Source organism: Brevundimonas intermedia (assembly GCF_027922165.1).
GTDB lineage: Bacteria > Pseudomonadota > Alphaproteobacteria > Caulobacterales > Caulobacteraceae > Brevundimonas > Brevundimonas intermedia.
In genome coordinates, this window is the sequence record NZ_BSFD01000002.1 from 320,013 (window position 1) to 346,487 (window position 26,475).

Here is a 26,475-nt window from a genome sequence, read left to right on the forward strand (position 1 = left end):
ACGCCGTCAGTCCGGCCGGACCTCCAGCGTCTCTTCGTCCTCCTCGTCGTAACCGATCAGACGAAGCGCACGCGCCTTCTGACCGTTCAACTCGGCCCAGCGCAGCAGCCCCTCCTCGCGGCCGTGGGTGATCCACACCTCATCCGGCTTCAGCTCTTCGAAGGTGGCGATCAGCTCGCTCCAGTCCGCGTGGTCCGAGATCACCAGGGGCAGCTCCACCCCCTTCTGGCGCGCCCGCGCTCTCACCCCCATCCAGCCGGAGGCGAAGGCCGTCACCGGATCGGCGAAACTGCGCGCCCACCGGTCCTGGATCGCCGACGGCGGGGCGATCACCACGTCGCCGCCCAGCGCCCCTTTTCCCAGACCGCGCGCCGGCAGGATGGGCCCCAGTTCGACCCCTTCGCGTTCATACAGGGCGTTAAGCCGCTCCATCGCCCCGTGGACATAGATGGGCCGCTCCCACCCCGCCTCGCGCAGGCTCCTGATGATCCGCTGCGCCTTGCCCAAAGCATAGGCGCCGACCAGATGCGCTCGCTCGGGAAACTGACCCAGAGACCGGACCAGCCGCCCGATCTCCTCCTCGGCCGGCGGATGGCGAAACACCGGCAGGCCGAAGGTCGCCTCCGAGATGAAGACATGACAGGGCGTGGGCTCGAACGCCGGGCAGGTCGGGTCCCGCCGGCGCTTATAGTCGCCCGACACCACTATGGTCAGGCCCTTCCACTTCACCTCGACCTGGGCCGAGCCCAGCACATGGCCCGCCGGGGACAGCCGCAGGTCCACCCCATTGATCGCGGCGGCTTCGCCGTATTCGACCCCCTGCTGTCGCCCCGCGAAATCGACGCCGTAGCGTTCGGCCATGATGGCCAGGGTCTGGCGTGTGGCCAGGACCGCGCCATGCCCGGCCCGGGCGTGGTCCGAATGGCCATGGGTGATCACCGCCCGATCCACCGGCCGCACCGGATCGACGTAGAAGTCGCCCGGCGGACAGTACAGGCCGGCGGGCGTGGGGTGCAGCAGGTCTTCGGGGCGGATCATGGGACCGTAACGCTCTCGACGCCGTCGGGTCCCCCATCCATACAGGAGACGATCATCGGCTTCACGGGCGTCCCTTCGCATGCACGACAGTTTCGTCGACACCATCCTGCCTCAGCTCGCGGCCGGGGCGGCCCACACCGGGGCCCTGGGCTTCGTCTTCGACGGGCTGCACGACGGCGAGCCTCGCATCCGCGTCCCCTGGCGCGAAGATCTGGTGGGGGATCCGGACACGGGCGTCCTGGCCGGCGGCCTGGTCACCACCCTGCTGGACCATATCGGCGGCTTGGCGGTCTGGACCGCCATGGACGAGTTCCAGCCCATCGCCACCCTGGACCTGCGCGTCGACTATATGCGCGCCGCCCATCCGGGCGTGGATCTGCTGGCCCAGGCGAAATGCTTCCGCCTGACGCCCACAATCGCCTTCGTCCGCGCCTGGGCCTTCGAGGTCGATTCGTCGGACCCGGTCGCCGCCGCCCAGTCCGCCTATGTGCTGAACCGCACGCGCGCCGCGCGGGACGAGGTTGCAGCATGAGCGACCTTCTCGACCGCATCCCCTACGCCCGTTTCCTGAACCTCCAGACCCTGGTCAGCGGCGACGAAGTCACCGTCATCCTGCCCTTCGCCGACCGGCTGATCGGCAATCCCATGCTGCCCGCCCTGCACGGCGGCTCGACGGCGGCCCTGCTCGAGATGACGGCCATGGCCCAGGTCGCCCTGGCCTTCCCCAGCCCGCGCCTGCCGCGCCCGATCAATGTCACGGTCGCCTATCTGCGCACCGGCCGACCGGTCGACGTCTTCGCCCGCGCCAGCATCAGCCGGGCCGGCCGCCGCGTCGCCCATGTCCAGGCCGAGGCTTGGCAGGAGGCCCGCAGCCAGCCCATAGCCTCCCTCACCGCCCACTTCCTGCTGGATAATCCCTAGGGATTTCCAGCGCCTCCGCTCCCTCGTCAAAAGCTTTACAAGACAAGGATCGACGAACGCCGCGTCTCGATGCGCGATTGCTTGAAAGATTAACAAGACTCTATCGAATATGGTTAAGCCGTGTTAAGATTCATCCATTGTAAACCTTAGTTTGAGGGGCTTTTCTAATGGAACGGACTGAAGTCATCGCCAGCGTCGCCGGCGATCTGCACGCGACTGAACACGCCATCGACGCCGCCATCACCCAGGCGACCGTGCTGGTGCAATCCTTCATCGGCGCCCGCGCCGCCCTCTCGCTTTCGCCCGTCGCCGCCACGGCCTCGCAGGCCAAGGCCATGGAAACCATCGCCGCCCTCGCCGCCGCGCGCGAGTCCATCGTGGCCTGCCACGCCGAACTGCAAAAAGATCACCGCCGCCTGGGCTTCGGAACCTACGCCGCCGGTCCGATCGCAAAACCGGACGACTGGCTCGACCCCAAGGATGCTCGCTTGACCAGCCATCTCCGGTCGGTCGGGTGAATTCTTGGTAAGCTTAGCAGACTGACATTTCCGCTTAACCGGAATTGGGTCATTATCGCCTCCGTGCACACAGCGCGGGGGCGATTTGCATGCTGAATGTAGGTTATGCGATCGCCGGTGGCGTCTTCATGGTTGGAATGACGCTGTTCGCTTTTCTAAAAGGCGGGATACGCGAGAAGATCGGCGCCGGAGTATACATAGCTGCTTGGTTTGGCTCGTTGGTTGCGCAAGAAAATCTCGGCTTCCGAGACTGGCCCTACAGTCTATTCGCAATCGATACCGCTACTCTTGTCGTGTTTGTCGCCATCGCGTGGAGGTCCCCCCACGCTTGGCCTACCTGGGCCGCCGGCCTCCAACTGATAGCGGTCATGGGCCATATCATGATCATGACCACGAATAAGGCGCCCACGACATCGATCTACACGGCCATGAATCTCATCGGCTACCTGATCATCGCCTGTATTGGCGTCGGCACCTTCTGGGTCTGGCAAGACCGCAAGGCCGCTACAGAATATGCGGAACGGACGATTAGGTAGATATTCCTAAGCCCCTCCCCTAAACTCCCCCGACTCACTGTCGGGATCCCCATGCCCCTGTCGCACGCCAAACTGTGGAAGGCCGTGGACGCCCTGGCGCGGCGCGAGGGCTTGTCGCCCTCGGGGCTGGCGCGGCGGGCGGGGCTGGACGCCACCAGTTTCAATCCATCCAAGCGGTTTGGCGCCGGCGATCCGCCGCGCCCCCGCTGGCCCTCGACCGAGAGCATGACCCTGATCCTCCAGGCGACCGGGGTCTCCCTGGCCGATTTCGCGGCCTTGGCGGACGACGCGCCGGCGACCCCGGCCACCGTGCCCCTGCTGGGCCTGGCTCGGGCCGGTCTGGACGGCTTCTTCGACGATGCGGGCCTGCCGACCGGCGACGGCTGGGACCAGACCGAGCTGCCCCGCGTCAACGCCACCACCTTCAGCCTGCGGATCAGCGGGGATTCGATGGCGCCCCTGTACCGCGAGGGCGACCGGGTCATCGTCGACCGCGGCGACCCTGCCGTACGGCGCGGCGACCGGGTCGTAGTCCGACTGACTTCCGGCGAGGTGGTGGCCAAGGAGCTGACCGGCCTGACCGCCCGCGCCGCCACCCTGTCCTCGATCAACCCCGACTACCCGCCCCGCGTCGTGCCCCGGCGCGAGATTGAATGGATGGCGCGCATCCTTTGGGTCAGTCAGTAAAAGGCCCCGCCCGGCGAACCGGACGGGGCCAGGCTCCAACGGCGAACCGCGAGCCTTGCGACGGTACCGGCGGCGGGAACTGGACGGGGCATGAACGGTCCCGCCGCCGAAACGGTCTTGCCGAAAGCGACCCTTAGCGGGTCACATAGTTGGCGTTGACCCAACCGCCGCCGGCGATCTGGATCCAGTCGCCTTGCGAGGCGACGGCCGTGAACTGTTGACCGGCCGACAGGCTGCCCGCCTGGCGGAAGCCGGTGCCGGGGCCGCTGCGGATGCGCAGGTTCGTGCCGGCGCGATAGGTATTGGCGTTGGCTTGGGCTGCGGCGCGGGTGCGTTGCTGGTTGCAGCCGATGTAGGAGCCGGCCGCCGCGCCGGCGCCGGCGCCGACCACGGTCCCGGCCGTCCGCTCATTGCGCGCCAGGTTCGACCCCACCACGCCGCCGACCACGGCGCCGATCAGGGCGCCCGCGCGCTGGCGACCGCCGGGAGCGTCGCAGTTGGTCACGCCATTGGCCTGGGCCTGGGCGGCCATGGGGGCGGCGGTCACCAGGGCCGCCAGAGCCGCAGCCGTGGCCAGACCCGTCTTCAGAAACTTGCTCGACATCACTGTATCTCCTGTCATCGGGTTTGCCGATGAGGACACAATGCCCGGCCGAACCTGAAGGCTCCCGGAGCTTCGCCGTTATTTTCGGTTCATCTTAGGGGCCGCAGGGCGCGTCGGCGTTCGATCAATCGGCGTGCGGCCTCGATGTCGCGCTCGACCAGGTGCTTGCGGCGCACGAACTGGAAGTCCATCACCCGGGCCCACAGGTGCAACAGCCGATCCTGGGTGACGAAGACCGTGACCGCCTCCACCTTTGGCGGCGGCCCCCAGGCCTCGGACAGCTGGGCCAGATGCTGGGTTCCGGCGTCGTCGGGCAAGGGCTCGCATTCGACGATCCAGTCCCAGCCGCACAGCTCCGGACGGGCTGTAATCAATCCCAGAATCACGTCCAGAATTCTGTCCGCCGCGCCGCCTGAGACGAGGTCCATCGACAGGATTCGCGCGCGCTCGTCGATCTCGTATCGCAACGTCGCCTCCCCGGCCACGCCGCCATCCAAGCCGAGCCGGGTTAAGAAGTCTTCCCCTAGGTCAGGCTTGCGCCAATTCGCCGCGCGCGCCCGCCTCGATCAGGGCGATGGTCTGCGGCAGGCCGTAAATGGCCGCGAACGAGCCGAAGCGCGGCCCCTGCGACGCGCCCAGCAGCACCTCGTACAGCGCCCCGAACCAGGCCCGCAGCGGCTCGAACTCATGCGCCTTGCCCACCGCATAGACCTCGTTCTGGATCAGCTCGCCGTCCGTCGTGTCCGCCGGCAAGGCCTTCAGCCGTTCCGCCAGATCCAGCAGCGCCGCCTTCTCCTTGTCGTCCGGCAGGCGATACGACTTCGAGGGCTTCACGAAGTCCTCGTAATAGTTCAGCGCCCGGTCCATCAGCTGGTCCAGCAGCGGCTCGTTCTCCGGCGTCGCCTCGGGCAGATATTTGGCGAAATAGGCCCACAGCTGGTCCTTGGTCGAGGCGTTGGCCACCCCCACCAGGTTCAGCAGCAGGGCGAAGGACACCGGCGAGGTATGGGTCGGCGGCTCGCCCGCATGGATCGACCAGACCGCGTTGTCGATCCGCTTGGCCGGCTCCTGGGTCTTGTAGCTTTCGATGAAGGCCAGATAGTCGTCGATGGCGCGCGGAATGACGTTGAAGTGCAGGCTCTTGGCCGACTTCGGCGACTGGAACATGTACCAGCTCAGGCTCTCCGGCGTGCCGTAGCGCAGCCATTCGTCCATCGTCAGGCCGTTGCCCTTGGACTTGGAAATCTTCTTGCCTTCGATATCCAGGAACAGCTCATAGTTGAACCCCTCCGGCGGCGTCCCACCCAGGGCGCGACAGATCTTGCCGCTCTCGCGCACGCTCTCGATCAGGTCCTTGCCCGACATCTCGTAATCGACGTCCAGCGCGACCCAGCGCATGGCCCAGTCCGGCTTCCACTGCAGCTTCACATGGCCGCCCGTGACCGGCAGCTCGGTGCGGCCGCCTGCCGGGTCGTCGAAGACGATGGTCCCCTTCTCGACATTCCGCTCCAGCGTCGGGACCTGAAGCACATGGCCCGTGATCGGGCTGACCGGCAGGAAGGGCGAATAGGTCGCCCGCCGCTCTTCGCCCAGGGTCGGCAGCATGATGGCCATGACCGCGTCGAACCGCTCCAGCAGGGTCAACAGGGTCGCGTCGAAGACGCCGGACTTGTAGGTCTCGGTCGAGCTCATGAACTCGTAGTCGAAGCCGAACCCGTCCAGGAAGGCCCGCAGCCGCGCATTATTGTGCGCCCCGAAACTGTCGTGCGTCCCGAACGGATCGCGCACCCGGGTCAGCGACAGGTGCAGGTCCTCGCGCAGCATCTCCGGATTCGGCACGCCTTCCGGCACCTTCCTCAACCCGTCCATGTCGTCGCTGAAGGCGATCAGTCGCGTGCGCCAATGGTCGCCGGTCAACGCCCGGAAGGCGTTGCGCACCATGGTGGTCCGCGCCACCTCGCCGAAGGTGCCCATGTGCGGCAGGCCCGAGGGCCCGTATCCGGTCTCCAGCACCACCGGCCGCCGCAGGGCCTCGAACTTCGCCAGGGCCTCGTCGGCCTTGCCCGCATCGATCAACGCCCGCGCCTCGGCCCGCTCGCTCTCGCCCAGCCGCTTTTTCAGAACATGGGCCAGCAGATTGCGGGCTTGTTCGAACGGCCAGGACTTGGCCTCACGGGCGAGGATTTCGAGGTTCTGAAGCATGGCGGCGGTTTGCAGTCTGCAAACCGCCGGGTCAACCGTTCCGCGTCCAATACCACCCCCGTCCGTCACCCTCGGGCTCGTCCCGAGGGCCCACAGCGGACACGAATGCGAGCATCACCGCATTGGCGACCTGCCGACCGTCATCGTTCGAATCCTGCGGACAGGTGGGCCCTCGGGACAAGCCCGAGGGTGACGGGTTTTAAGGGTTTCACCCCCTGGCGGCGATGACGATCACCTCGACCTTGTAGTCCGGCGAGGCCAGCCGGCTCTCGCCCGTGGCCCGAGCCGGCGGATTGGCCGTATCGACCCAGGCGTCCCAGACGCTGTTCATCGCGTCGAAATCGGCGATGTCGGCCAGCCAGATCTGGGCCATCAGGATCTTCGACTTGTCGCTGCCCGCCTGGGCCAGCAGGGCGTCGACCTCGGCCAGCGCCGTCTTCGTCTGGGCGATCACATCGTCGCCGGGCTCTCCGACCTGACCGGCCAGATAGACGGTGTCGCCGTGAACCACGGCTTCGCTCATGCGGGCGCCGGGCTGGATGCGGGTGATCATGGGGAGGGCTCCTGAGTGTTTCGTCCGCCTACCACACTCCGCCCACTCGGGCGTGTGCCGCATGGACCGATAATGGCCTGTGTAATCCAAAGGTCTATATTTAGGCCCTGTGCTCCTGGCTGCATACGACCCGTGCAGACACCGGATGGTCTTTTGAAAACGCAACGGGGAGCAATACAAAGCGCTTCAATGATCGGGCGCAAACCTATGGAGCCAGTTGATGCCTCGCTACGGATTTGATGAACGAAACAGCGGGCTTTATGTCCTCATTTGCTGGCTTTGCATGGCAGTCAGCACATTTCTGGCAATCATATCGATGTCGTCCAATCGGCTGGATTGGATGAATGATGGGCTCATACCAACCCTGTCATTCGCGATGGTAGCAGCGCTTTGCCTTGCGATAATCACTTTGATGCCGAAGCTGGCATACTTTCGAACTGCGGGAATAGGCGCCGTGTTTCTCACGTTCGGACTCGCCTATTTGATCTCGGGCGGCGCGGAGCGATTGGCATGGTTGTTTATCGCTATTGGATGCCTGTCCATCCTAATACCCGTGGCTCTCGGCAAGCGTAGCGATGAGCAGTCATCAGAGCGAACCCTGCGGATACGACTGCCGTGGACGTAAGAATAATCCAACGGCCGCTGCCGGTCATGGCGCCGTGGGCAAACATGGACTGCCCGCCATCCGATCACGAGGCTTATCCCGCGGGTCACGGGTTTTAAGCCCGCCCCCGCTCAGCGCCGTTGATCGAACGCGCCGACCGCCCAACTCACCACCGCCGCCCCGGCCGCCACGATGATCACGTCCTCGATCAGGCCGCTCTTCGTCTGCCCGATCCGCTTCATCGCCTTTTTGCGCCCCGCCAGCCCCAGATAGGCCAGCGGCACGGCCGTCCCGACCGCCAGGGCCGCGCCCAGTTTCTCACGCCCGCGCGGCGCTAGGGCCGAGCCGGCGATCCCCGCGCTCATCACCCGCGCCAGCAGGCCCAGGAACACCGTCCGGTCCGGCGCCGACTTCATCTTGTCGCCGAACAGTTCGCCCACCCCCATGGCCAGGCCGCCGAACTTGAACAACGGATGATCCAGCAGCAGCAACCGCCCCGGCGTGTTCCGGTGCGCCAGCCGCGCCCCGGCTATGGCGGCCATGGGCGTCATGGACCGGGCGCTGGCGACGGCGCCGATGAGGACGGACGGGAGGAGTGCGAGGGTTTTCATGCCCCATCAACACCGAAAGGGGACGGAGGTTCAGCCCTCGGCGCCCTCTTGTTCCCCCGCCTCGCCCCCCGTCTCGCCTGGACCGCCCGTCAGCCCCGGCACCGCGACGCACCTCTGGCGCGTCCCGCCGCCCTGCGCCGGCTCGACCCGCGGGGCCACCGAACTGACCGTCGTCCCGTCGGCGCCATAGGTGGCCAGGAACTGACACCCGGTCTGCAGATCGGTTAGCACATAGACGCCCGGCTGATCGGTCGCCGTCTTCGACAGGGTCGCCCCGACCACGGCCTGCAAGGCGCCGGCCGGGTTCTCGATGATCTGCTGCGCCTGGGCAGAGCGCGTATTGATCTGATCGGCCGTCGCCTGGGCCTTGGCGGCCGTATCCTGGATCTCCTCCAGGGCGGAGGTGTCGATCTCGCAGGCCGAGACGGCGAAGGCGAGCGCGGAGAGGACGACGGCGGTGCGGATTTTCATCTCGCCACCCTGCCCGACCGCTCCGCCTTCGTCAGCCGGACACAAGGTCACGGCCTGCGGTGCGGACCACCTTGACCCGGCCGCGCCTCCATGGCCTTTGCGCCGCCTGATGAAGACCGCCGATTTCGACTTCGACCTGCCCGAGGACCGCATCGCCCTGCGGCCCGCCGATCCGCGCGATTCCGCCCGGCTGCTGGTGGTGAACAACGGCGTCCTGGACGACCGCATCATCCGCGATCTGCCCGACTTCCTGAGGCCCGGCGACGCCCTGGTGTTCAACGACACCCGCGTCATCCCCGCCCGCCTGTCGGGCGTCCGCACCCGCCCCAACCCTGTTCCCGGCGCCGAGACGGAAACCCTGACCGTCGAGGTCGAGGCCACGCTTCACCACCGCGACGCCCCCGACGTCTGGTCCGCCTTCATGAAGCCGGGCAAGCGGATCAAGCCGGGCGACCGAATTGCTTTCCAGACGCTGGAAGCCACCGTCGCGGCCAAGGGCGACGACGGCCTGATCACCCTCAAGTTCGACCTGTCCGGCCCCGCCCTGGACGACGCCATCCGCGCCGTCGGGGTCATGCCCCTGCCCCCCTATATCGCCGCCAAACGGCCCGAGGACGACCGCGACCGGTCGGACTATCAGACCGTCTTCGCCGAACACGACGGCTCGGTCGCCGCCCCCACGGCGGGCCTGCACTTCACCCCCGCCCTGCTGGACGCGATCCGGGCCAGGGGCGTCTCCACCCACGCCGTCACCCTGCACGTCGGCGCAGGCACCTTCCTGCCGGTCAAGGCCGACGACCTGGCCGACCACAAGATGCACAGCGAATGGGGCGAGGTCTCGCCCGAGACCGCCGCCGCCCTGAACGCCGTCCACGCCGCCGGCGGCCGCATCGTCTGCGTCGGCACCACCTCGCTGCGCCTCTTGGAATCCGCCACCACCGAGGCCGGCGAGATCCGCCCCTTCCATGGCGACACCGCCATCTTCATCACTCCCGGCTACCGCTTCCGCGCCGTGGACGTGCTAATGACCAATTTCCATCTGCCCAAGTCGACCCTCTTCATGCTGGTCAGCGCCTTCGCCGGGCAGGCCACGATGAAGACCGCCTACGCCCACGCCCTCGCCGACGGCTACCGCTTCTACTCCTACGGCGACGGGTCCCTGCTGTTCCGGGCCTGACCTACCGCCCCACGGCGTGCAGGGCCGCGCCATGGTCCTTCAGCCATTTGCGCCAGGGCTTGTGATCCCCCACCAGCCGTTCGACCACGGACCAGTAGGCCGGGCTGTGGTCGGCGTGGACCAGGTGGGCGACCTCGTGGGCGGCCAGGTAGTCGATGACCGGGGGCGGGGCCATGATGACGCGCCAGGAATAGCGGATGGTGCGGTTGTGCGGGCTGCACGAGCCCCAGCGCGACCGGGTGTCGGCGATCGACATCTTCACCGGCCCCTGGCCCAGCGCCCTCAGATGGACGTCGGTGCGGGCCAGAAGCGTGTCGCGCGCCTCGCGCTTCAGCAGGTTCTCGACCCGACGGGCATAGGCCTCGCCCTCCCCGCCCGAGCGGATGACCGTCCCCTCCTCGACCAGTCGCGCCGCCCCGGCGCCGGGCGTCGCCTCCAGCCGCACAGGCTTGCCGCGCAGGGATATGACCTGGCCCGGCTGCAGCGGCCGCCCCTTGGACCGCACCGCCAGCCGTTCTGAGATCCAGACGCTCTTGGAGCGGGCGAAGGCCACGGCCTGGACCAGCCCGCGCTCGGTCGGGGCGATCACCACGGCCTCGCCCGCGCGCGCGTCGATCCGCACCGACAGACGTCGGGCGCGGGGATTGACCGACAGTCTCAGCGTGGGGCCGGAGCCCCCTTCGTCAAGCGGCAGACGCTGACCGTTGCGATACGCCACCGAGGGCCTCGTTCTGGGCGATGAAGTCGCGGACCCGGGGATAGATTTCCTCACGGAAGCGACGACCGTTGAAGACGCCGTAATGGCCCACGCTCGGCTGAACGTACAGCACCCGTCGGTCGTCGGGGACATTGGGGCACAGGCCATGCGCCGCCTGGGTCTGGCCGACGCCCGAGATATCGTCCTTCTCGCCCTCGACCGTCATCAGGCCGATGTCGGTGATCTTGCTCAGATCGACCTTGCGCCCGCGATGCTCCAGCAGGCCGCGCGCCAGCAGATGCTGCTGGAAGACGATGTCGATGGTCTGGAGGTAGAATTCCTCGGTCAGGTCCAGCACCGACATGTATTCGTCGTAGAATTCCTCGTGCTTGTCGACCCCGTCGCCGTCGCCGTCGATCAGGCTGTTGAAATAGTCCCAATGGGCGTCGCGGTGGCGCGCCTCGTTCATCGACATGAAGCTGTAGAGCTGGACGAAGCCCGGATAGACCCGCCGCCCGAAGCCCGCATACGGCAGGGGCACGGTGTGGATCATGTTCGACCGGAACCAGGTGAAGGGCTTCTCCTCCGCCAGCTGATTGGTCACGGTCGGCGACAGGCGGGCGTCGATGGGCGAGCCCATGAAGGTCATGGAGGCGGGGCGGTTGTCGTCGCCGTCCTCGGCCATGACGGCCCCGGCGGCCAGCACCGGCGGCCCAGGCTGGCAGACCCCGACCACATGGGCCCGGCCGCCGATCTCGGCCAGCATCCGGCGCACGTGATCGATATAGTCGAAGAAGTCGAACCGGCCTTCCAGCACCGGCACCTGGCGGGCGTTGATCCAGTCGGTCACATAGACGTCGTGGTCCTGCAGAAACGCCTCGACCGTACCGCGCAACAGGGTGGCGTAGTGGCCCGACAGGGGAGCCACGATCAGGACGGCGGGCCCGGCGGCGGGTTTTCCGGCCCGCTTCAGGTCGCCGATGTTGCGGGCGAACCGGACCAGGCGGCACCAGGGGCTCTGCCAGATCACCTGTTCGACGGTGCGGACCGACTTGCCGGCGATCTCGATCGTCTCCAGCTTCCAGTCGGGCTTGCCGTAGCGGCGGGTGACGCTCTCGAACAGTTCGGCCGAGGCGTAGGCGGTACGGCCCACCGCCGTATCGGACGCCGGGTTGAAGGGCGAAGACCAGAATCGCCGGGCCATCTGGGCCCCGACCCGGAACGGCAGGGCCGACTGGTAGGCGAGTTCGTGAAACGCGTAGAGCATGGCGATCCATTACTGCGCCGGGCGAACCCGACGACCTTTTGCTGCACAGCAGCATACAGGGTTTCCGGTAAATCGGCAGTTATTCGCAATCCCGTCCAATTCCCGCTCCGGTTCGACCTTCTCGCCGCCGCGCGAACGTGGTCAGATAAGCGCGATGTCCGGGGGGACGTCGATGGAGTCTTTGATGGTGGTCGCCCTGACCCTCGCCAGCCTGCTGATGCAGACCGCCCCTAATCCGGGCGCCCATTCGGGTGTGGGCCTCGTCTCCTATGAGGAGGCGGTGCGCTGCGCCGGCCTGACCCAGGCCGCGTCCGAACTGGAAGGCGGCGAAAGCACCGAGGGACAGCGCCTCTATGACGCCGCCCTGTTCTGGTCGCTGGCGGCCATGCAGGCGGGAACCGCCGCAGGCAAGCCCGCGCCGGCGGCCGAGGCGGACCAGACCCGCGCCCGGATCGAGGCGGTGCGACGCCTGAACGCCGACGCCCCCGCCGCGCGCGCGGCCTTGCAACGCTGCCTCCAGAAAACGCCCGACCTCAACTGAACAATCATCCTTAAGGCCAGGCTGAACCCCGATGGCGGCGTCGCGTTTGCAATGGAACCCTCATGGGACGCATCGGTCGTCCCGAACCGGGATTTAAAGGCGCCCAGCGTATGTTCGAGTTCGGCCGTGACCTTCGCAAACTCTTCTCCCAGGCCCGTGAGAGCGAGGATCTGGGCTGGGTTGAGCTGATCGGCGTCGATCTGCTGGCGGCCGAGGCGCGTCGGGAAGCCACCGACGCCGGCCGGGTCTCCTGCAACCGCCCGTTCGAGACCGAGCGCCGCGCCGCCGCCCTGTGGCGCGAACACGCCCGGCGCAGCGGCGCCGCCGACAGTCTGGACCGGGCCGAACGCTGCGCCGACAGCCTGATGCGCGCCGCCGTGGGCGAGGTCCAGATCGCGCGGGCCGCCGTCGACAAGGCCCAGGTTCTGATGCTGCGGTTCGACCTGTGCGGCGAACCCGCCCGCCTCGACCGCGCCCTCGCCGTCCTGGCCGGGGCAGCTCCGACGCGCCGATCCGCCGTTTCCGGCGAACTGTCCTCGGTTCATGCGCGCCTCAAGGCCCGTCAGGCGCGGCTGTCCGGCGACCCTGCGGCCCTGATGGACGCCGCCGCCCTGATGGACATGGCCCAGCACGAGGCCGGCGCCGGGGATGTCGAGCTGCGGCTGGACCGCGCAGGTCTCGCCTTGGAGACCGGGGTCGTAAAACGCGACGCCCGCCTGCTGGATCAGGCCGGACGCGATCTCGGCGTCCTGGTCGAGTCCGCCTCCCCCGACTATCGCCCCCTGACCCGAGCCCGCGCCCTGGCCCTGTGCGGAGCGGGCCTGTCGGCTCTGGCCGCCGTGGCCAGCCACGTCGAGGCCCAGGATCAGGGCCGGATGATGTTCGACGCCGCCGCCGACCAGTTCACCCCGGACCACAGCCCGCTGGACTGGGCCGTGATCCAGGTGCTGCGCGCCGGGGACGACGCCACGCCGCTGATGCTGCTGAACCAGGCCGAGGCCCTGACCCAGGGTCGCGGTCTGATCATCGGCGCCCTGGTGCGCGAGCGCCGCATGGCCCGCGAGATCGCCCTGGCCGAGGCCGTGCGCGACCTCGCCGGACTGGATCTGCTGGAAGACCGCCTGCGCCGCCGCCTGGTCGGCGCCGCGCCCCTGGACTGGGCCGCCGACCAGATCGGCCTCGCCGACCTGGCCCTGGCCCGCCATCGTTTGGGCGGTCCCGCGCCCCGCCATCTGAACCTCATCCTCAACGAGGCCGTGGCCACGGCGAATGAAATGGGCGTGCCTGTTCTGGCCGAACGGGCCGGCGTCCTGCTGTGGAAGTCGAGCCTGTCCCCCTCTTCCTGACGCGCTCGAACTCGGCTACCGGCTTCGGGCCGCGTGTTGCGAGACCCCTGAGTATGTTTGGATCCAAGCCCGCCTCTCCGGCCGATCGACGCGGCGAACCCCGCCGGTCCGCCAACGCCCGAGGGGTGGTCTGCGCGCCCGGCATCGAAACCGCCTGTCTGATCGTCGATCTTTCGGGGGCGGGCATGCGGCTGAGGCTCGATCGGGGCGCGGCCCTGCCGTCCGAGGTGGTGGTGGTCGATGTCGCCGAGGCCGTGGCCTATCCCGCGACCGTCGTCTGGCAAAAAGGACAGGAGGCGGGCCTGAAACAAACCGGCGCCAAATCGCTCCGCGGCCTGGCGCCGGCCCGCCTTATCCCCGCCCGCGACGCCTGGCTGAGGGCGGGGGGGCGTTAGCCTCGACGGCTCACCTCTCTTTCCTTTCGTCATTCCGGGCGAAGCGCAGCGGAGACCCGGAACCCAGCGGCGCCGAAGGCGAAATGGGTCCGCCGCAGGATGCTGAAAGATCGAGACCGCGACAGGTTCGCGCTCTCGCGCGCCGCTGGGTTCCGGGTCTTCGGGCCAAGCGGCCCTCCGCCCGGAATGACGAAAGATGTTGGGGGTAGCGCGCACAATGACGCTGCTTCCACCTCAAAGAATTCAACGCGCTAACAGAATCTCACCCCCCGCTCCTAACCACCCCTCAACCCCCCCGCATAATCTCCCCGGTCTCGTCGCTAGGAGGGCTCGTAAGGCCTGCGACCTTGCGGCGGCGGGAGCGTAGGGATCAGGGGCGGGGGTGAGATTCCCTCGCGCCGCATGACGGTGCATCGGTGGGCTCATCCCGCGCAGAAACGTCGGCGGAGGACTCGGGGTTAGGAACCCGGTCGCACTCGGGACGGTCCTTCGCAGGGATCGCCGACCTGACGCAGGCCTTGGGGAAGAGGCATCACAACTGCCGCTTCAATATCCCCGGCCGGCAGAAACACCCTGCGCGCGGAGCGTCTGTCTTCGTCGAAACGGTAAAAACTAATCCATCCCGGGCGAGGCCCGGCGCTCCGTCCTGCCCTCCACACTTCGCAGCGAAAGCGCGTCGTCGCCTCCGCACGCCCTGTAGCCTTCCATCGCCCAAACCCTTAAATGCCGTCCCCTGACGAAAGATCGCCCCGTGACGCCCGACGATTTCGAACTCGATCTCCCGCAAGACCTCCAGGACGGCCTGATCGCCGTCGGCGAGGCTGCGCGCGATCTCGATCAGCCCTGGTGGATCTTCGGCGGGGCGGCGATGGCCCTGTACGGCCTTACCGACCTGCATGTGCCCGACATCGACGTCCTGTGCGCCCCGCGTGACGCCCGCGCCCTGCTGGCGGCCCTGGACGGCCAGATCGTGCCCGATCCGGGCGAGGGCCTGTTCCGCTCGGCCGTCTTCGGCCGCGCCCCGGACCAGCCGATCCTGGTCGAGGTCATGGCCGATCTGGAGACCCGCGACGGCGCCGAATGGCGGCCGGTCGCCTTTACGTCGCGCCGTCCGGTCTTCATCGACGACGTGCCGCTGTTCGTGCCCGACATCCGGGACCATATCGCCCTTTACCGCCTGTTCGGCCGCCCCAAGGATCTGGCGCGGATCGAACAGCTTGAACGACTGATCGCCTGATGCCCTTCCCCTTCGAGATTTCCGCCAAACAAGGCCGCGCCCGCACCGGCGTGCTGAAGACCGCGCGCGGCGACATCCGCACCCCCGCCTTCATGCCCGTCGGCACTGCGGCGACGGTCAAGGCCATGACGGTGGACCAGGTCAAGGCGACCGGCGCCGACATCATCCTTGGCAACACCTATCACCTGATGCTGCGCCCCGGCCCCGAGCGGATGGAGCGTCTGGGCGGGCTCCACAAATTCATGGGCTGGGACAAGCCGATCCTGACCGACAGCGGCGGCTTCCAGGTCATGTCCCTGGCCGGGATTTCGAAGGTGAAGGAAGAGGCCGTGACCTTCTCCTCCCACATCGACGGCTCCAAACACGTCCTGACGCCCGAACGCTCGATCGAGATCCAGGCCGACCGGATCGGCGCCGACATCTCGATGCAACTGGACCAATGCGTCTCCTGGCCGGCCGAGCGGGACGCGGCCCAGAAAGCCATGGAGCTGTCGATCCGCTGGGGCGCCCGGTCCAAGGCCCGGTTCGGCGAGCGGGAGAACCAGGCCCTGTTCGGCATCCAGCAGGGCTCGACCTATGAGGACCTGCGCCGCCAGTCGTCGGATCAGCTTCAGGAGATCGGCTTCGACGGCTACGCCATCGGCGGCCTGGCCGTGGGCGAGGGCCACCAGGCCATGTGCGCGGTCCTGGACTATGCGCCCGAGATGCTGCCCGCCGACCGGCCGCGCTATCTGATGGGGGTGGGCAAGCCGATCGATCTGGTCGAGGCCGTCTATCGCGGCGTGGACATGTTCGACTGCGTCCTGCCCACCCGCGCCGGTCGCCACGGCCAGGCCTGGACCTGGGACGGGCCGCTGAACCTGAAGAACGCCCGCTTCGCCGAGGACCAGGATCCGCTCGATCCCGCCATCGACGGGCCGTCGTCGCAATATTCAAAGGCCTATCTGCACCACCTGATCCGCGCCGACGAAATCCTCGGCAAGGTCCTGCTCAGCTGGCACAATATCGCCTTCTACCAGGCCCTGACCGCCGCCATGCGCACCGCGATCTCCGAAGGCCGATTCGAACAGTTCCGCCGCGACTTCCACGCGCGGCATGTGTCGAACTGACCATGCGCATCGAGAAGTCAGGCTTCCACGCCTACAACACCTATCTGGAAGAGCCGCCCCGCGACGCGGGGAATGAGACGGCCCTGCACCGCCACGTCATCATCATCGGCGGCGACAAATATTCCTTCTTCGCCCACTGGTCCGGCAAGTTCGCGCACAAGGGCGAACGGATCTCCTTCAACTGGGACTGGGACCGGACCGGCGAGTTCCGCAACATCGACAAATCCTCCTTCGAGGCCTTCGCCAAGGACGGCGCGGTTCAGATCAGAGGCGATCGCACCGACAAGCGCCGGCCTGCCGGCAGACGTTAGATCCCGTCGGTCATGGGTCGAACCGCTAAGCCGCCCCTCCCCTTTCGTCATTCCGGGCGCAGCGCAGCGGAGACCCGGAACCCAGCGGCGCGCGAGAGCGCGAACCTGTCGCGGACTCGATCTTTCAGCATCCTGCGGCTTACAGATTTCGCCTTCGGCGCCGCTGGGTTCCGGGTCTTCGGGCCAAGCGGCCCTTCGCCCGGAATGACGAAAGGTGTGGGAATTCTACCGCTTCGGCCGGAACCAGCTCGGCGCCGCCGGCGGGGCGCAGTTCCTCTGCATGCCGATCCCCTTCAGAAACGCCCGCCGCATCCGCCCCGACTGGATGGCCGACTGGACATGGCGACTGTGCTGGTCGGCCCCGCTCAGCCGGCGGATCCAGCTGCGGCCCGGAATGAAGTCGGTGGTCGTGCCGCGAATGGCGTCCAGCGTCGCCTTGGCCGCCGCATCGGCCGCCCGTTCGCTGGCGTAGGAGCCGTCCTGGCGCGGCGGTTCGTCGGTGTCGGGCCCCAGGGCCTCGTCCAGCCGCGCCACCTCGGCCCCGATGGTGGTGCACTGGTTCAGATTGCGCAGGTCATAGGGATTGGCCTCGGCCTGCAGCAGGACCGTCGGAATCAGCTGGCGGCGCAAATTGAAGTCGTCCAGCGGCGCGGTGACCGCCTCGCCAAATCCAGCGCCCACCTGCTCCGCCCCGCCCATGGCGGACCGGCCGGCGTTGCAGCTGGACAGGACGACGACGGCCGCAAGGGCCGGCAAAAGGATCGGCTTCATCCGGCCCTTAGAGCACGCAAGCCGTTCCGATCAAAACATCCGGGCCAGGCCCACGACCATGACGCCCCAGGCGAGCAGGCTGAACACCAGGCCCAGGGCCAGGCCTCCCGCGAAGTCGAATTCGTGATGTTGATCGTGTCTCATACTCGCTCCCTAGGGTCTTTTTTGTTTATCCCCGGAGCTAATCCCAAAATGGGCCGATCTGCAATCAGGCTTCTTACGGATTATCCATCACGAAACCGTCGTCTTCATAGGCGACCGATGCGGAAAGGGTCAGTTCACCCCATCCCGCGCCATCAGCATGGCGCCGTCCAGCCCGGCGTGCTCACGCTCGGCGACGACCAGATAGCCGCCCTCGCCCATCACAACCGCCGCGCCATAACCGTTGATCCGGCGTCGCGCCGCCGCCTCGACCTCGGCGATCAGCCCAGGCGTCGACATCACGCCGCCGCCCATGACGATTCGGTCGGGGGACCAGGCGAACACCAGGCCGGCGACCAGCTGCCCCAGATAATCGGCGGTCACGGCGCGGACCTCGTCCGCCTCTTCCAGCCGACGCCCCGCCAGTCTGGCCTGAACCGCCGGCCCCGCCGCCAATCCTTCGGCGCAGTCGGGATGGAAGGGGCAGGCGCTGGGCTGGACGTCGCCCTCGGCGCGACGCACGAACATATGTCCGATCTCCGGGTGCAGCGCCCCCTTCAGGGTTCGGCCGTCCACGCACAGCCCGCCGCCGATTCCGGTTCCCACAGTCACATAGGCCACGGCCCGCGCGCCACGGCCCGCCCCCAGTCTCGCCTCGGCCACGGCCGCCGCGTTGACGTCGGTGTCCACCACGAAGGGCGCCTGGAGCCGCTCCGCCAGGGTTTTCGAGAGATTGAACCCGGTCCAGCCCGGCTTGGGCGTCGCCAACATCAGGCCGCGATCCTTCGACGCCGGATCGACCACCAGGGGACCGAAACTGGCCACCCCCAGGCCCGCCACGGTCCTGTTTCCCGCCGCCGCGACCAAAGCCTCCACCGCCGCCTCGGGCCGGCCCGTGGCGAATCGTCCTTCGTCCAGCACCACGCCGGCCGCGTCCTCGATCCGCCACACGATCTTGGTCCCGCCCGTCTCGACGGCGAAGAAGACAGACTGGTGCATTGGAGCTCCGCAAAAGGGAGAAATGGTACGTCCTCTCGGGCTCGAACCGAGGACCCTCTGATTAAAAGTCAGATGCTCTAACCAACTGAGCTAAGGACGCACCGCGCGACGTCCGGGGCTGGCCCGAACCGTCGAAGGGCGCCTTCTGTTGCAATCCGCCCTTCCGGTCAAGACCAGGTCTGCTACTCGATGCACATGAAACCGCTGAATGGACTTCGCATCCTCGAATTCGACGGCCTGGGACCCGTCACATTCGCGGGCATGATGCTGGCGGACATGGGGGCCGAGATGTTGCGCCTGACCCGCTCCGCTTCAGCCGGAGCCTCCGCCTTCGACGAAGTCGGCGGGGCCCTGCTGCACCGGGGTCGGACCGCCGTCCCGGTGGACCTGAAGTCGAACGCCGACCGCGAAGCCGTCCTCGCCCTGGCCGCCCACGCCGATGCGGTGATCGAGGGCTTCCGACCCGGGGTCATGGAACGGCTGGGCTACGGTCCCGAGGCGCTCCAGGCGCGCAATCCGGCCCTGGTCTACGGTCGGGTGACGGGCTGGGGCCAGACCGGGCCGCTGGCGAACCAGGTCGGCCACGACCTGAACTACATCGGCCTGACCGGCGTCTTGCACGCCATGGGCGAGCCTGACCGTCCCCCCTCGCCGCCGCTGAACCTGATCGGCGACTATGGCGGCGGAGCCATGATGCTGACGACCGGCGTCCTTGCGGCCCTGCTCGAGGCGAAGACGACGGGCCGGGGCCGGATCGTCGACGCCGCCATGACCGACGGGACCGCCCTGCTCGGCGGCCTGTTCCAGGCCCTGCGCGGCCAAGGCGTCTGGAGCGATCGCCGGGCCGCCAACCTGCTGGACGGCGGAGCCCCCTTCTATCGCTGCTACGCCTGCCGCGACGGCGGCTTCGTCGCGGTGGCGGCGTTGGAGCCGCGCTTCTACGCCGCCCTGCTGGACGGTCTCGGCGTCGACCCGTCCGACGCGCCCCAGTACGACACCGCCGCCTGGCCCTCGCTCCAGGCCCGGTTCGCCGCCCTGTTCGCCACCCGCGACCGGAACGACTGGGCCACGCATTTCGCGCAAACCGAAGCCTGCGTCACCCCCGTGCTTACCTTTGCCGAGGCGCCGAACCACCCTCACAACCTGGCCCGCGCCACATTCGACCAGGGCCTGCCCGCCCCGGCGCCCCGCTTCGACGGCCCCACGCTCGAGACCGCCGCAAAGCCCCCTGTCGCCTCGCTGAACGACGCCCTGTTCGCCTGGCGTCCGGAGGCGGGATGACCCCCGGCTTTTTCGGCGCTATGGAACGAAACGACGCCCACGGCGTTGCAACGGTCGATACCCCGGGGACTTGGTTTGATGAGACGCTCGATTTTCGTTCTGGCCGCGACCGCGCTCGGCGTGCTGGCGCTTGCAGGCTGCGACGACTTCCAGTCGGGTTCGCAGGACGACTACGCCGACGCCCCGCCGATCAAGGAGCAGGCCCCCTCCGCCGAGGATTCGGCCGAACCCGTCGTCGCCCCCGAGGTGACCGATCCCGCCCCTACGCCTGCGACGCCTCTCCCGCCGGAAGAGCGGACGTCCGAACAGTCGGTTCAGCCCGAAAGCGAAACCCTGTTCTATTGAGGCGCGCCACGTCGTCGCCACATCGGCACGCCAGGGCGTATACAGGCGCCGACTTGGAGTCCGCGCCCTTGACGAAAGCTAGAGTTTGACGTTCCGGCCCATCCTGTTTCTCGCCGCTCTGGCGACCTGCAGCCTCGCCGCCCAGGCCGCCGCCGCCGAACCGCGCGCCGCCATTCGGGGCGACATGGACGCCGAGTTGCGCCGTCTGTTGGAACGGGCGGTCGGCGAGGTGGACGGCGCGCCGGAAAGCCGGTTCGAAGCTCGCCGCCGCGCCCAGGGCGCCATGTCCGCCGCCGAAGCCCTGCTGCGGTCAGAGGCCTATTACCAGCCCGTGCTCGAAGACGTGGTCGAGGGCGAGGATCGGCCATCAGCCATCGTCGCCGTCCAGCCCGGCCGCCGTTTCCTGCTCACCCAGCCGACGATCTCCTGGATCGAGACCGCCCCCGACGCCGACAGCGCCGCCGACGCTCTGGAGGCCGTTGGGCTGAAGCCCGGCGACCCCGGCCGCGCGGTGGACGTCATCGCCGGCGAGGGCCGAGCCGTGGCGACCCTGTCCCGCAACGGCTACGCCGACGCCAGAGCCGAGGCTCGCCGCGTGGTGGTCGATCACGCCGCCTTCACCGTCGCCCCGGAATACCGCATCAACTCAGGCCGGCTGGTTCTGTTGGACGGGGTCGTTCTGCAACGGGCCGGGCGTACCAATCCCGCCTGGGTCGCCGGACTGGCGCCATGGACGGAAGGCGATCGTTACGACCCGGAACAGGTCGCCGAGCTGGAACGCCGTCTGCTGGACACGGGCGTCTATGACGGCGTCGGAGTCGCCCTCAGCCCGATTGGTCAGACCAATGCCGACGGCCACCGGCCCGTCATCGTCAATCTGACGGACCGTCCCCGTCGCGTCATCGAAGCCGGCGCCACTTGGTCGACGGCCGAAGGCGCGGGCGTCGACTTCATTTGGACCCGATACAATCGCTTCGGCCGTGGCGACACCCTGCGGCTGGAGACCCGCTGGGCCGACATCGACAGCCGGATCGGCGCCGACCTGTCCCTGCCCCACTGGCGCAAGCCGGGGCGGACGCTGAAGCTGAGCGCCGGCGTGGTCCAGGAAGACACCGACGCCTACGACCGCACCGCCCTGGTGCTGGCGGCGGAACTGCAGCAGCGGATCGGCCGGACGTCCTACTTCAACTACGGCCTCGGCCTGGACGCGGGCCAGTACAACGAGAACCGCTACGACTTTACCTCGACCCCGCCCAGCGCCGTCACCTTCGACCGCGACCTGGCCATCGTCACAGGCCGGACCAGCGCCTATATCGACAACTCGAACGACCCGCTGAACCCGACCAAGGGTTGGCGGATGACCGTCTCCGTCCAGCCCACCGCTGTGGCCGGCGAGGACACCGTCCTGTTCCTGCGCAGCGAGAGCCAGGCCACGGCCTACCTGCCCCTTCAGGACCAGGCCAGGACTGTGTTGGCCGGCCGCCTCCGCATCGGCGCCATCATCGGCGGCGATGAACTCAGCGTGCCGTCCGACCGTCTCTTCTATTCGGGCGGCGGCGGCTCGGTGCGCGGCTATTCCTACCAAGGCGTCAATCCGGAACTGCCGGACGAGACTCCGCGCGGCGGCCTTTCCCTCTTCGAAACCTCGCTTGAGGTGCGTCACGACATCGGCCAGAGCTTCCAGGCCGTGGCCTTTGTCGACGCCGGCGCCGTCGGCTTCCAGGAAACGCCGAACCTGACCAACATGCGCTACGGCGCCGGGGTCGGGGTGCGCTACAAGCTGCCCTTCGGACCCATCCGCGCGGACATCGCCGTGCCCCTCGACAAGCGCGAAGGCGACTCGGCCTTTCAGATCTACATCAGTATCGGGCAGGCGTTTTGACCGAAGCTCCGCCCGACAACACGCCGGACGCCGTCCCACCGGAAGAGACCGCCGCCGAGGTCCGCAAGAAGCGCAGCCTGTTGCAGTTGCTGGCCCTGATCGCGGGCGGCGTGATCGGCGGCCTGCTGGTCCTGCTGATCATCGCCCTGATCGGGGGCCGGATGTACATCGTGTCCGACGCCGGACGCGACCTGGTGACCGGCTTCGTTCAAGGCCAGAAGATCAGCCGCTATGGGCGCATCAACGTCTACGGGCTGAAAGGCGACCTGTTCGACGACTTCACCCTGGACCGGGTCACGGTGACCGACCGCGACGGTGTCTGGCTAGACGCCCGCAACGTCCGGGTCGACTGGTCCTATCTGCCCCTGATCACCCGCCGGTTCCACGCTACCGAAATCAGCGCCGATGTAATCCAGCTGATCCGTCGCCCGATCCTCGACGCCCCCAGCGGCGCACCAGGCGGGCCTCAGCCCATAGACGTGGACATCGATCGTTTCGCAGCGCGCGTTGAACTGCTGGAAGGCTTCTCGAAAGAATACGGCCGCTGGAATCTCGCGGGCGATGTCAGCCTGCCGCGCCGCGGCGCCAAGAGCGCCACGGTCAACGCCGCCAGCCTGAACCGTCCCGGCGATTATCTGCGGCTGGCGGCGACCTTCGGCGGCAAGCTGGAGGATACCCGCGTCAACCTGCGGGCCAACGAGGCCCAGGGCGGTCCCCTGGCCGGCGCCATGGGCTATTCGCCGGACCAACCTTTCTCTGCCGTCGCCGTGGTCAACGCCGACATGGTGCACGCCAAGGTCCAGACGGGCCAGTTTACCCCCCTGATCGTCGATGGCAGGTTCGGCGAGAACGGCTCGCGCGTCTCTGGCTATTTCGACTTCAGCGGATCCGACCTGTTCGCCCCCTTCATCGAACGCGTCGGCCGCACCGCCCGCTTCGGCTTCGCGATGGTCCCGACCGGGGACAAGGCCTATCAGGGTGTCGGCTGGAAGCTCACCTCGGACAACATCGCCTCCGAGGCGCGGGGCGTGATCCGCATGTCCGACCGCAGTTCGCCAGACGGGATCCGGCTTGAGGTTCAGGCGGCCTCGCTCAGCCGGCTGATCGGCTCGGACATCGCCGGACCGGCCGCCTATTCCGGCCTGTTTAAGGGCGACGCCCAGACCTGGACCCTGCAAGGTCAGGCCACCCTGCTGAACGCCAACCTGGCCAGCTATCGGGCCACCCGCATCACCGGCCCGCTGAACGTCCAGATCAAGGACGGCCGTATGGATCTTGACGGCGACATCCGCGCCAACGGCGGCTCGACCGAGGGTCTTATCGGCGGTCTGCTCGGCGCCGCGCCGCGCGTGCAACTTGAGGCCGCCCGGATGAAGGACGGGGCCATTTTGCTGGAGCAGGTCGATCTGCAAGGCCAGGGCCTCACACTGAAGGGCTCCGGCTCCCGTAACCTGCTGGGCGGCATGGGCTTCCGTGGCGAGGCCCAGCTGACGGACGCCTCAAGAATTCTGCCGAACGCCGGCGGAGGCTTCGGCGGCCCGATCCGCGCCTCTTCCGCCAAGACGGGCGCGCCCTGGGTGCTGAACTTCGACGGTCGCGGCCGGAACCTGACCGTAGGGCTTGATGAACTGAACCGCCTGCTGGGCCGCACGCCCCGCCTGCAATTGGCCGGTAAGCTGAACGGAGGGCGAATCGAGGTTGATCGGGGCGAGTTGACTGGCGCGGCGGGCCGCGCCGGCGCCAAGGGCCTGATCGAGACCAACGGCCGGCTACGGCTGGCGCTGAACTGGAACGCGCGCGGACCGTTCGCGGCTGGACCGGTCGAGATCGGCGGCGACATGAACGGGCAAGGCGCCCTGACCGGAACCCTTTCGCAGCCGCGCGTCGATCTGACCGCCGGCTTCGACAAGGTCACGGCCGGCGGTCTGACCCTGACTGATGCGGACCTGATCCTCAGCTTCCGCCGCGGCGCCGACGCCTCGGACGGCCGGATCACCGTGACCAGCGGCTCGAACTATGGCCCGGCCCGCGCATCGGGGAACTTCTTCCTCGGCGGCGACCGGATCCGCTTGACCGACCTCGACGTCAACGCCGGCGGCGTCACGGCCCAAGGCGCGGTGGCCCTGTCGGACAACATCCCCTCCAGCGCCGACCTGACCTTCACCGCGCGCACAGGGGCGTTCCTGGCTTCGGGCGAAGCCAACGGCCGCATCCGCCTGACCGAGGGCGGCGGCTCTGACAGCGCCATCCTGGACGTCAGCGGTCGCAACATCCGTCTGGCCGGCCAGAGCTGGAACATCCGCACCATCGACCTTGACGGGCGCGGCACGCTGGACAACCTGCCCTTCACCCTGGCCTTGGATGTCGGCGGCGGCACGCCGGCTCAATTCAACGGCACAGGCGTCTACTCACGGCGCGGCGACGCCCAGACCCTGACATTGCGCGGCGGCGGCCGGGTGCGCGAAGTGGCCTTTACGACCCGCAGCCCCGCTTCGATCATCCTAGACGGTGCGACGCGCACCGCCCACCTCGATCTCGGCGTCGGCAGCGGCGTGCTCTTGGCCGATTTGCGCCAGGACGCCCGCACGGCGATCATCCAGGCCGACCTGACCAGCGTCGATCTGCAGACCCTGTCGCCGCAACTGCGAGGCCGCGCCACCGGCCGGGTGGCGCTGCGCGGCGCCGGCGAGGACCTGTCCGGCTCGGCCAACGTCACTCTGGAAGATGTCCGCAGCATCGACGCCCCGCGCGGTCTGGCCGTCGATGGCCGGCTGGACGCGACCCTGATCAACAACAGCCTGACGCTGAAGGCGACCGCTACCGACGAAGGCGCGGTCCAGGCGTCTGCAGACCTGGTCCTGCCGGTCGAGGCCTCGGCCGCCCCCCTGCGCCTGGCCATCGCCCGTCAGCGCCCCATGTCAGGCACAGTCTCGATCAACGGCCAGATCCAGCCGATCTGGGACCTTTTCCTCGGCGGCGAACGCAGCCTGGCCGGACAGGTAGCCGGACAGGCCACGATCGCCGGCTCCCTGGCGGCGCCGCGCCTGAACGGCCGCTTCGACCTGACCCAGGGTTCCTATCGTGAAAAGAGCGTAGGCCTGGTTCTCGGCGACCTGAACCTGCGCACCAGTTTCGACGACACCGTCGCCCAGATCGAGACCTTCGCGGCCAACGACACCTCCGGGGGAACCGTCACGGGCCAAGGCCGCATCGGCCTGCGAGAAGGCTCGGGCTCGACCGCGCGACTGACGCTCAATCGTTTCCGCGTCATCGACAACGACATTGGCGAGGCGCGCGCCTCTGGCCCCATCACCATCGTGCGGGGCCAGGATGGCAACATCCAGCTTTCGGGCGAGATGACGGTCGACGAAGCCCGCATCGAGCCGGAAGTTCCGGGTTCGACCGGGATCGTCTCCATGGACGTCGTCGAGATCAATCGCCCCGGCGGCGATCCAGAAGAGACTGTGACGCGTCGAACCGGTCCGCAGATCGGCATGGACATCAGCCTCCGTTCCGCCGGCGGCAAGGTGCGGGTCAGCGGACGCGGTCTGAACGTCGTGCTCGACGTCAACGCCCGGGTGCGCGGGACCATCGCCCAGCCCCAGCTGACTGGCTCGGCCAATGTGGTGCGCGGCGACTACGAGTTCGCGGGCAAGCGGTTCATCTTCGACGATACCGGCCGCGTGACACTGTCCACCGATCCGAAGCAGATTCGCCTTAACCTGTCGGCGACGCGAGAGGACACCTCTCTGACCGCCTCGATCAATGTGACGGGCACGGCGGACCAGCCACAGATCGCCCTGACCTCGACCCCCGCCCTGCCCCAGGACGAAATCCTGTCGCAGGTGCTGTTCGGCCGATCGGCCTCTCAGTTGTCGCCGTTCGAGGCGGCCCAACTGGCGGCGGGCGTCGCGGCCCTGGCGGGCGGCGGCGGGTTCGACGTGATCGGGAACCTGCGCGAACTGGCCGGGCTCGACCGCCTGTCCTTCGGCGGCGAGGCCTCGGCCGTGACGGTCGCCGGCGGCCGCTACATCACCGACGACGTCTATCTAGAGGTCATCGGCGGCGGCGAAGGCGGAGCGGCGGTCAAGGTCGAATGGCAACCACGCCGCAACCTGGCCATCAGCTCGCAGTTCGGCGGCCAGGGCGACACCAGCCTGTCGATCCGCTGGCGCCGCGAAAGCCGCGAGGCCGGCCAGCGCGCCGACCGCCGCCCGAACCGGAACTAGCG

At 68.1% G+C, this 26,475-nt stretch carries 27 protein-coding genes and 1 tRNA gene; 16 read left to right on the forward strand and 12 right to left on the reverse strand.

Features of this window, described 5'->3' with window-relative positions; translation table 11 throughout:
* Positions 1-6: 6 nt before the first annotated feature.
* Positions 7-1,038, reverse strand: coding sequence for a ligase-associated DNA damage response exonuclease (locus tag PKE72_RS04165; RefSeq protein WP_271164129.1), 1,032 nt, complete (start codon positions 1,036-1,038; stop codon positions 7-9).
* A gap of 79 nt (positions 1,039-1,117) precedes the next feature.
* On the opposite strand from PKE72_RS04165, the gene PKE72_RS04170 reads away from it, so the two are divergent.
* The 5 genes from PKE72_RS04170 to PKE72_RS04190 all read left to right on the forward strand — a co-directional run bounded on the left by PKE72_RS04170 (position 1,118) and on the right by PKE72_RS04190 (position 3,700).
* The gene (locus tag PKE72_RS04170; RefSeq protein ID WP_271164130.1) at positions 1,118-1,570 is read left to right on the forward strand and encodes a PaaI family thioesterase; all 453 of its coding nucleotides are present in this window, start codon (positions 1,118-1,120) and stop codon (positions 1,568-1,570) included.
* Positions 1,567-1,959, forward strand: a complete 393-nt coding sequence (locus tag PKE72_RS04175; protein WP_271164131.1) for a PaaI family thioesterase — start codon at positions 1,567-1,569, stop codon at positions 1,957-1,959. The genes PKE72_RS04170 and PKE72_RS04175 overlap by 4 nt, the downstream gene beginning before the upstream one ends.
* Before the next feature lie 167 nt (positions 1,960-2,126).
* Entirely contained in the window at positions 2,127-2,477 is a 351-nt protein-coding gene (locus tag PKE72_RS04180; RefSeq protein WP_271164132.1) for a hypothetical protein, read from the forward strand.
* Between the two features lie 89 nt (positions 2,478-2,566).
* Positions 2,567-3,013, forward strand: coding sequence for a hypothetical protein (locus PKE72_RS04185; protein ID WP_271164133.1), 447 nt, complete (start codon positions 2,567-2,569; stop codon positions 3,011-3,013).
* A 51-nt stretch (positions 3,014-3,064) separates the two neighbouring features.
* Positions 3,065-3,700 (forward strand): S24 family peptidase, encoded by a 636-nt coding sequence (locus tag PKE72_RS04190; protein WP_271164134.1) that lies wholly within the window; start codon positions 3,065-3,067, stop codon positions 3,698-3,700.
* Positions 3,701-3,833: 133 nt separating this feature from the next.
* Here the strand turns inward: PKE72_RS04190 and PKE72_RS04195 are convergent, their stop codons facing one another.
* The 6 genes from PKE72_RS04195 to PKE72_RS04220 form a co-directional block, all read right to left on the reverse strand.
* A complete protein-coding gene (locus tag PKE72_RS04195; protein WP_271164135.1) occupies positions 3,834-4,304 on the reverse strand; it encodes an SH3 domain-containing protein in 471 nt (156 codons plus the stop codon).
* An 89-nt stretch (positions 4,305-4,393) separates the two neighbouring features.
* Positions 4,394-4,789 carry a hypothetical protein gene (locus PKE72_RS04200; protein ID WP_271164136.1) on the reverse strand — a complete coding sequence of 132 codons (396 nt, stop codon included), beginning with the start codon at positions 4,787-4,789 and terminating at the stop codon, positions 4,394-4,396.
* Positions 4,790-4,832: 43 nt separating this feature from the next.
* Positions 4,833-6,506, reverse strand: a complete 1,674-nt coding sequence (locus PKE72_RS04205; protein ID WP_271164137.1) for a lysine--tRNA ligase — start codon at positions 6,504-6,506, stop codon at positions 4,833-4,835.
* Between the two features lie 208 nt (positions 6,507-6,714).
* Positions 6,715-7,059: a RidA family protein gene (locus PKE72_RS04210; RefSeq protein ID WP_267514057.1), complete on the reverse strand. Its 345-nt coding sequence runs from the start codon at positions 7,057-7,059 to the stop codon at positions 6,715-6,717.
* Between the two features lie 735 nt (positions 7,060-7,794).
* The gene (locus PKE72_RS04215; protein ID WP_271164138.1) at positions 7,795-8,274 is read right to left on the reverse strand and encodes a hypothetical protein; all 480 of its coding nucleotides are present in this window, start codon (positions 8,272-8,274) and stop codon (positions 7,795-7,797) included.
* A 30-nt stretch (positions 8,275-8,304) separates the two neighbouring features.
* The gene (locus tag PKE72_RS04220) at positions 8,305-8,745 is read right to left on the reverse strand and encodes a hypothetical protein (protein WP_271164139.1); all 441 of its coding nucleotides are present in this window, start codon (positions 8,743-8,745) and stop codon (positions 8,305-8,307) included.
* Positions 8,746-8,854: 109 nt separating this feature from the next.
* On the opposite strand from PKE72_RS04220, the gene queA reads away from it, so the two are divergent.
* Positions 8,855-9,922 carry a tRNA preQ1(34) S-adenosylmethionine ribosyltransferase-isomerase QueA gene (queA, locus tag PKE72_RS04225; protein ID WP_271164140.1) on the forward strand — a complete coding sequence of 356 codons (1,068 nt, stop codon included), beginning with the start codon at positions 8,855-8,857 and terminating at the stop codon, positions 9,920-9,922.
* Position 9,923: 1 nt separating this feature from the next.
* On the opposite strand, the gene PKE72_RS04230 is transcribed toward queA, so the two are convergent.
* Both PKE72_RS04230 and PKE72_RS04235 read right to left on the reverse strand, forming a co-directional pair.
* Positions 9,924-10,640, reverse strand: coding sequence for a M48 family metallopeptidase (locus tag PKE72_RS04230; protein ID WP_271164141.1), 717 nt, complete (start codon positions 10,638-10,640; stop codon positions 9,924-9,926).
* Entirely contained in the window at positions 10,606-11,886 is a 1,281-nt protein-coding gene (locus tag PKE72_RS04235; protein WP_271164142.1) for a polyhydroxyalkanoate depolymerase, read from the reverse strand. The genes PKE72_RS04230 and PKE72_RS04235 overlap by 35 nt, the downstream gene beginning before the upstream one ends.
* Positions 11,887-12,070: 184 nt before the next feature.
* Here PKE72_RS04235 and PKE72_RS04240 point away from each other — a divergent pair, with 184 nt between their 5' ends.
* The 6 genes from PKE72_RS04240 (at position 12,071) to PKE72_RS04265 (ending at position 16,825) form a co-directional block, all read left to right on the forward strand.
* Complete coding sequence (locus PKE72_RS04240) at positions 12,071-12,427, forward strand: hypothetical protein (protein WP_271164143.1); 357 nt, start codon at positions 12,071-12,073, stop codon at positions 12,425-12,427.
* A 110-nt stretch (positions 12,428-12,537) separates the two neighbouring features.
* Positions 12,538-13,773, forward strand: coding sequence for a hypothetical protein (locus tag PKE72_RS04245; RefSeq protein ID WP_271164144.1), 1,236 nt, complete (start codon positions 12,538-12,540; stop codon positions 13,771-13,773).
* Between the two features lie 53 nt (positions 13,774-13,826).
* On the forward strand, positions 13,827-14,168 hold the full coding sequence (locus PKE72_RS04250) for a PilZ domain-containing protein (RefSeq protein WP_271164145.1): 342 nt from the start codon (positions 13,827-13,829) through the stop codon (positions 14,166-14,168).
* Positions 14,169-14,919: 751 nt separating this feature from the next.
* Positions 14,920-15,405 (forward strand): hypothetical protein, encoded by a 486-nt coding sequence (locus PKE72_RS04255; protein WP_271164146.1) that lies wholly within the window; start codon positions 14,920-14,922, stop codon positions 15,403-15,405.
* The gene (gene tgt, locus PKE72_RS04260) at positions 15,402-16,514 is read left to right on the forward strand and encodes a tRNA guanosine(34) transglycosylase Tgt (protein WP_271164671.1); all 1,113 of its coding nucleotides are present in this window, start codon (positions 15,402-15,404) and stop codon (positions 16,512-16,514) included. Before PKE72_RS04255 ends, tgt begins: the two co-directional genes overlap by 4 nt.
* Positions 16,515-16,516: 2 nt before the next feature.
* Positions 16,517-16,825: a hypothetical protein gene (locus PKE72_RS04265; RefSeq protein ID WP_271164147.1), complete on the forward strand. Its 309-nt coding sequence runs from the start codon at positions 16,517-16,519 to the stop codon at positions 16,823-16,825.
* A 225-nt stretch (positions 16,826-17,050) separates the two neighbouring features.
* Here the strand turns inward: PKE72_RS04265 and PKE72_RS04270 are convergent, their stop codons facing one another.
* From PKE72_RS04270 to PKE72_RS04280, 3 genes are all read right to left on the reverse strand, one after another.
* Positions 17,051-17,596 carry a hypothetical protein gene (locus PKE72_RS04270; RefSeq protein WP_271164148.1) on the reverse strand — a complete coding sequence of 182 codons (546 nt, stop codon included), beginning with the start codon at positions 17,594-17,596 and terminating at the stop codon, positions 17,051-17,053.
* 273 nt (positions 17,597-17,869) lie between these two features.
* Positions 17,870-18,736 carry an ROK family protein gene (locus PKE72_RS04275; RefSeq protein ID WP_271164149.1) on the reverse strand — a complete coding sequence of 289 codons (867 nt, stop codon included), beginning with the start codon at positions 18,734-18,736 and terminating at the stop codon, positions 17,870-17,872.
* A 23-nt stretch (positions 18,737-18,759) separates the two neighbouring features.
* A tRNA-Lys gene (locus tag PKE72_RS04280) sits at positions 18,760-18,836 on the reverse strand.
* A gap of 95 nt (positions 18,837-18,931) precedes the next feature.
* Here PKE72_RS04280 and PKE72_RS04285 point away from each other — a divergent pair.
* From PKE72_RS04285 to PKE72_RS04300, 4 genes are all read left to right on the forward strand, one after another.
* Entirely contained in the window at positions 18,932-20,017 is a 1,086-nt protein-coding gene (locus PKE72_RS04285; protein ID WP_271164150.1) for a CaiB/BaiF CoA transferase family protein, read from the forward strand.
* Positions 20,018-20,095: 78 nt separating this feature from the next.
* A complete protein-coding gene (locus tag PKE72_RS04290) occupies positions 20,096-20,362 on the forward strand; it encodes a hypothetical protein (protein ID WP_271164151.1) in 267 nt (88 codons plus the stop codon).
* Positions 20,363-20,447: 85 nt separating this feature from the next.
* Positions 20,448-22,244, forward strand: a complete 1,797-nt coding sequence (locus tag PKE72_RS04295; protein WP_271164152.1) for an autotransporter assembly complex protein TamA — start codon at positions 20,448-20,450, stop codon at positions 22,242-22,244.
* Complete coding sequence (locus PKE72_RS04300) at positions 22,241-26,473, forward strand: translocation/assembly module TamB domain-containing protein (RefSeq protein WP_271164153.1); 4,233 nt, start codon at positions 22,241-22,243, stop codon at positions 26,471-26,473. The genes PKE72_RS04295 and PKE72_RS04300 overlap by 4 nt, the downstream gene beginning before the upstream one ends.
* Positions 26,474-26,475 lie beyond the last annotated feature (2 nt).

Bases quoted from the DNA above. Each gene is read 5' to 3' on its own strand.
- PKE72_RS04165 (WP_271164129.1), bottom strand. From the start codon at position 1,038: ATGATCCGCCCCGAAGACCTGCTGCACCCCACGCCCGCCGGCCTGTAC.
- PKE72_RS04170 (WP_271164130.1), top strand. From the start codon at position 1,118: ATGCACGACAGTTTCGTCGACACCATCCTGCCTCAGCTCGCGGCCGGG.
- PKE72_RS04175 (WP_271164131.1), top strand. From the start codon at position 1,567: ATGAGCGACCTTCTCGACCGCATCCCCTACGCCCGTTTCCTGAACCTC.
- PKE72_RS04180 (WP_271164132.1), top strand. From the start codon at position 2,127: ATGGAACGGACTGAAGTCATCGCCAGCGTCGCCGGCGATCTGCACGCG.
- PKE72_RS04185 (WP_271164133.1), top strand. From the start codon at position 2,567: ATGCTGAATGTAGGTTATGCGATCGCCGGTGGCGTCTTCATGGTTGGA.
- PKE72_RS04190 (WP_271164134.1), top strand. From the start codon at position 3,065: ATGCCCCTGTCGCACGCCAAACTGTGGAAGGCCGTGGACGCCCTGGCG.
- PKE72_RS04195 (WP_271164135.1), bottom strand. From the start codon at position 4,304: ATGTCGAGCAAGTTTCTGAAGACGGGTCTGGCCACGGCTGCGGCTCTG.
- PKE72_RS04205 (WP_271164137.1), bottom strand. From the start codon at position 6,506: ATGCTTCAGAACCTCGAAATCCTCGCCCGTGAGGCCAAGTCCTGGCCG.
- PKE72_RS04210 (WP_267514057.1), bottom strand. From the start codon at position 7,059: ATGATCACCCGCATCCAGCCCGGCGCCCGCATGAGCGAAGCCGTGGTT.
- PKE72_RS04215 (WP_271164138.1), bottom strand. From the start codon at position 8,274: ATGAAAACCCTCGCACTCCTCCCGTCCGTCCTCATCGGCGCCGTCGCC.
- PKE72_RS04220 (WP_271164139.1), bottom strand. From the start codon at position 8,745: ATGAAAATCCGCACCGCCGTCGTCCTCTCCGCGCTCGCCTTCGCCGTC.
- queA (WP_271164140.1), top strand. From the start codon at position 8,855: ATGAAGACCGCCGATTTCGACTTCGACCTGCCCGAGGACCGCATCGCC.
- PKE72_RS04235 (WP_271164142.1), bottom strand. From the start codon at position 11,886: ATGCTCTACGCGTTTCACGAACTCGCCTACCAGTCGGCCCTGCCGTTC.
- PKE72_RS04240 (WP_271164143.1), top strand. From the start codon at position 12,071: ATGGTGGTCGCCCTGACCCTCGCCAGCCTGCTGATGCAGACCGCCCCT.
- PKE72_RS04245 (WP_271164144.1), top strand. From the start codon at position 12,538: ATGTTCGAGTTCGGCCGTGACCTTCGCAAACTCTTCTCCCAGGCCCGT.
- PKE72_RS04250 (WP_271164145.1), top strand. From the start codon at position 13,827: ATGTTTGGATCCAAGCCCGCCTCTCCGGCCGATCGACGCGGCGAACCC.
- PKE72_RS04265 (WP_271164147.1), top strand. From the start codon at position 16,517: ATGCGCATCGAGAAGTCAGGCTTCCACGCCTACAACACCTATCTGGAA.
- PKE72_RS04270 (WP_271164148.1), bottom strand. From the start codon at position 17,596: ATGAAGCCGATCCTTTTGCCGGCCCTTGCGGCCGTCGTCGTCCTGTCC.
- PKE72_RS04275 (WP_271164149.1), bottom strand. From the start codon at position 18,736: ATGCACCAGTCTGTCTTCTTCGCCGTCGAGACGGGCGGGACCAAGATC.
- PKE72_RS04285 (WP_271164150.1), top strand. From the start codon at position 18,932: ATGAAACCGCTGAATGGACTTCGCATCCTCGAATTCGACGGCCTGGGA.
- PKE72_RS04290 (WP_271164151.1), top strand. From the start codon at position 20,096: ATGAGACGCTCGATTTTCGTTCTGGCCGCGACCGCGCTCGGCGTGCTG.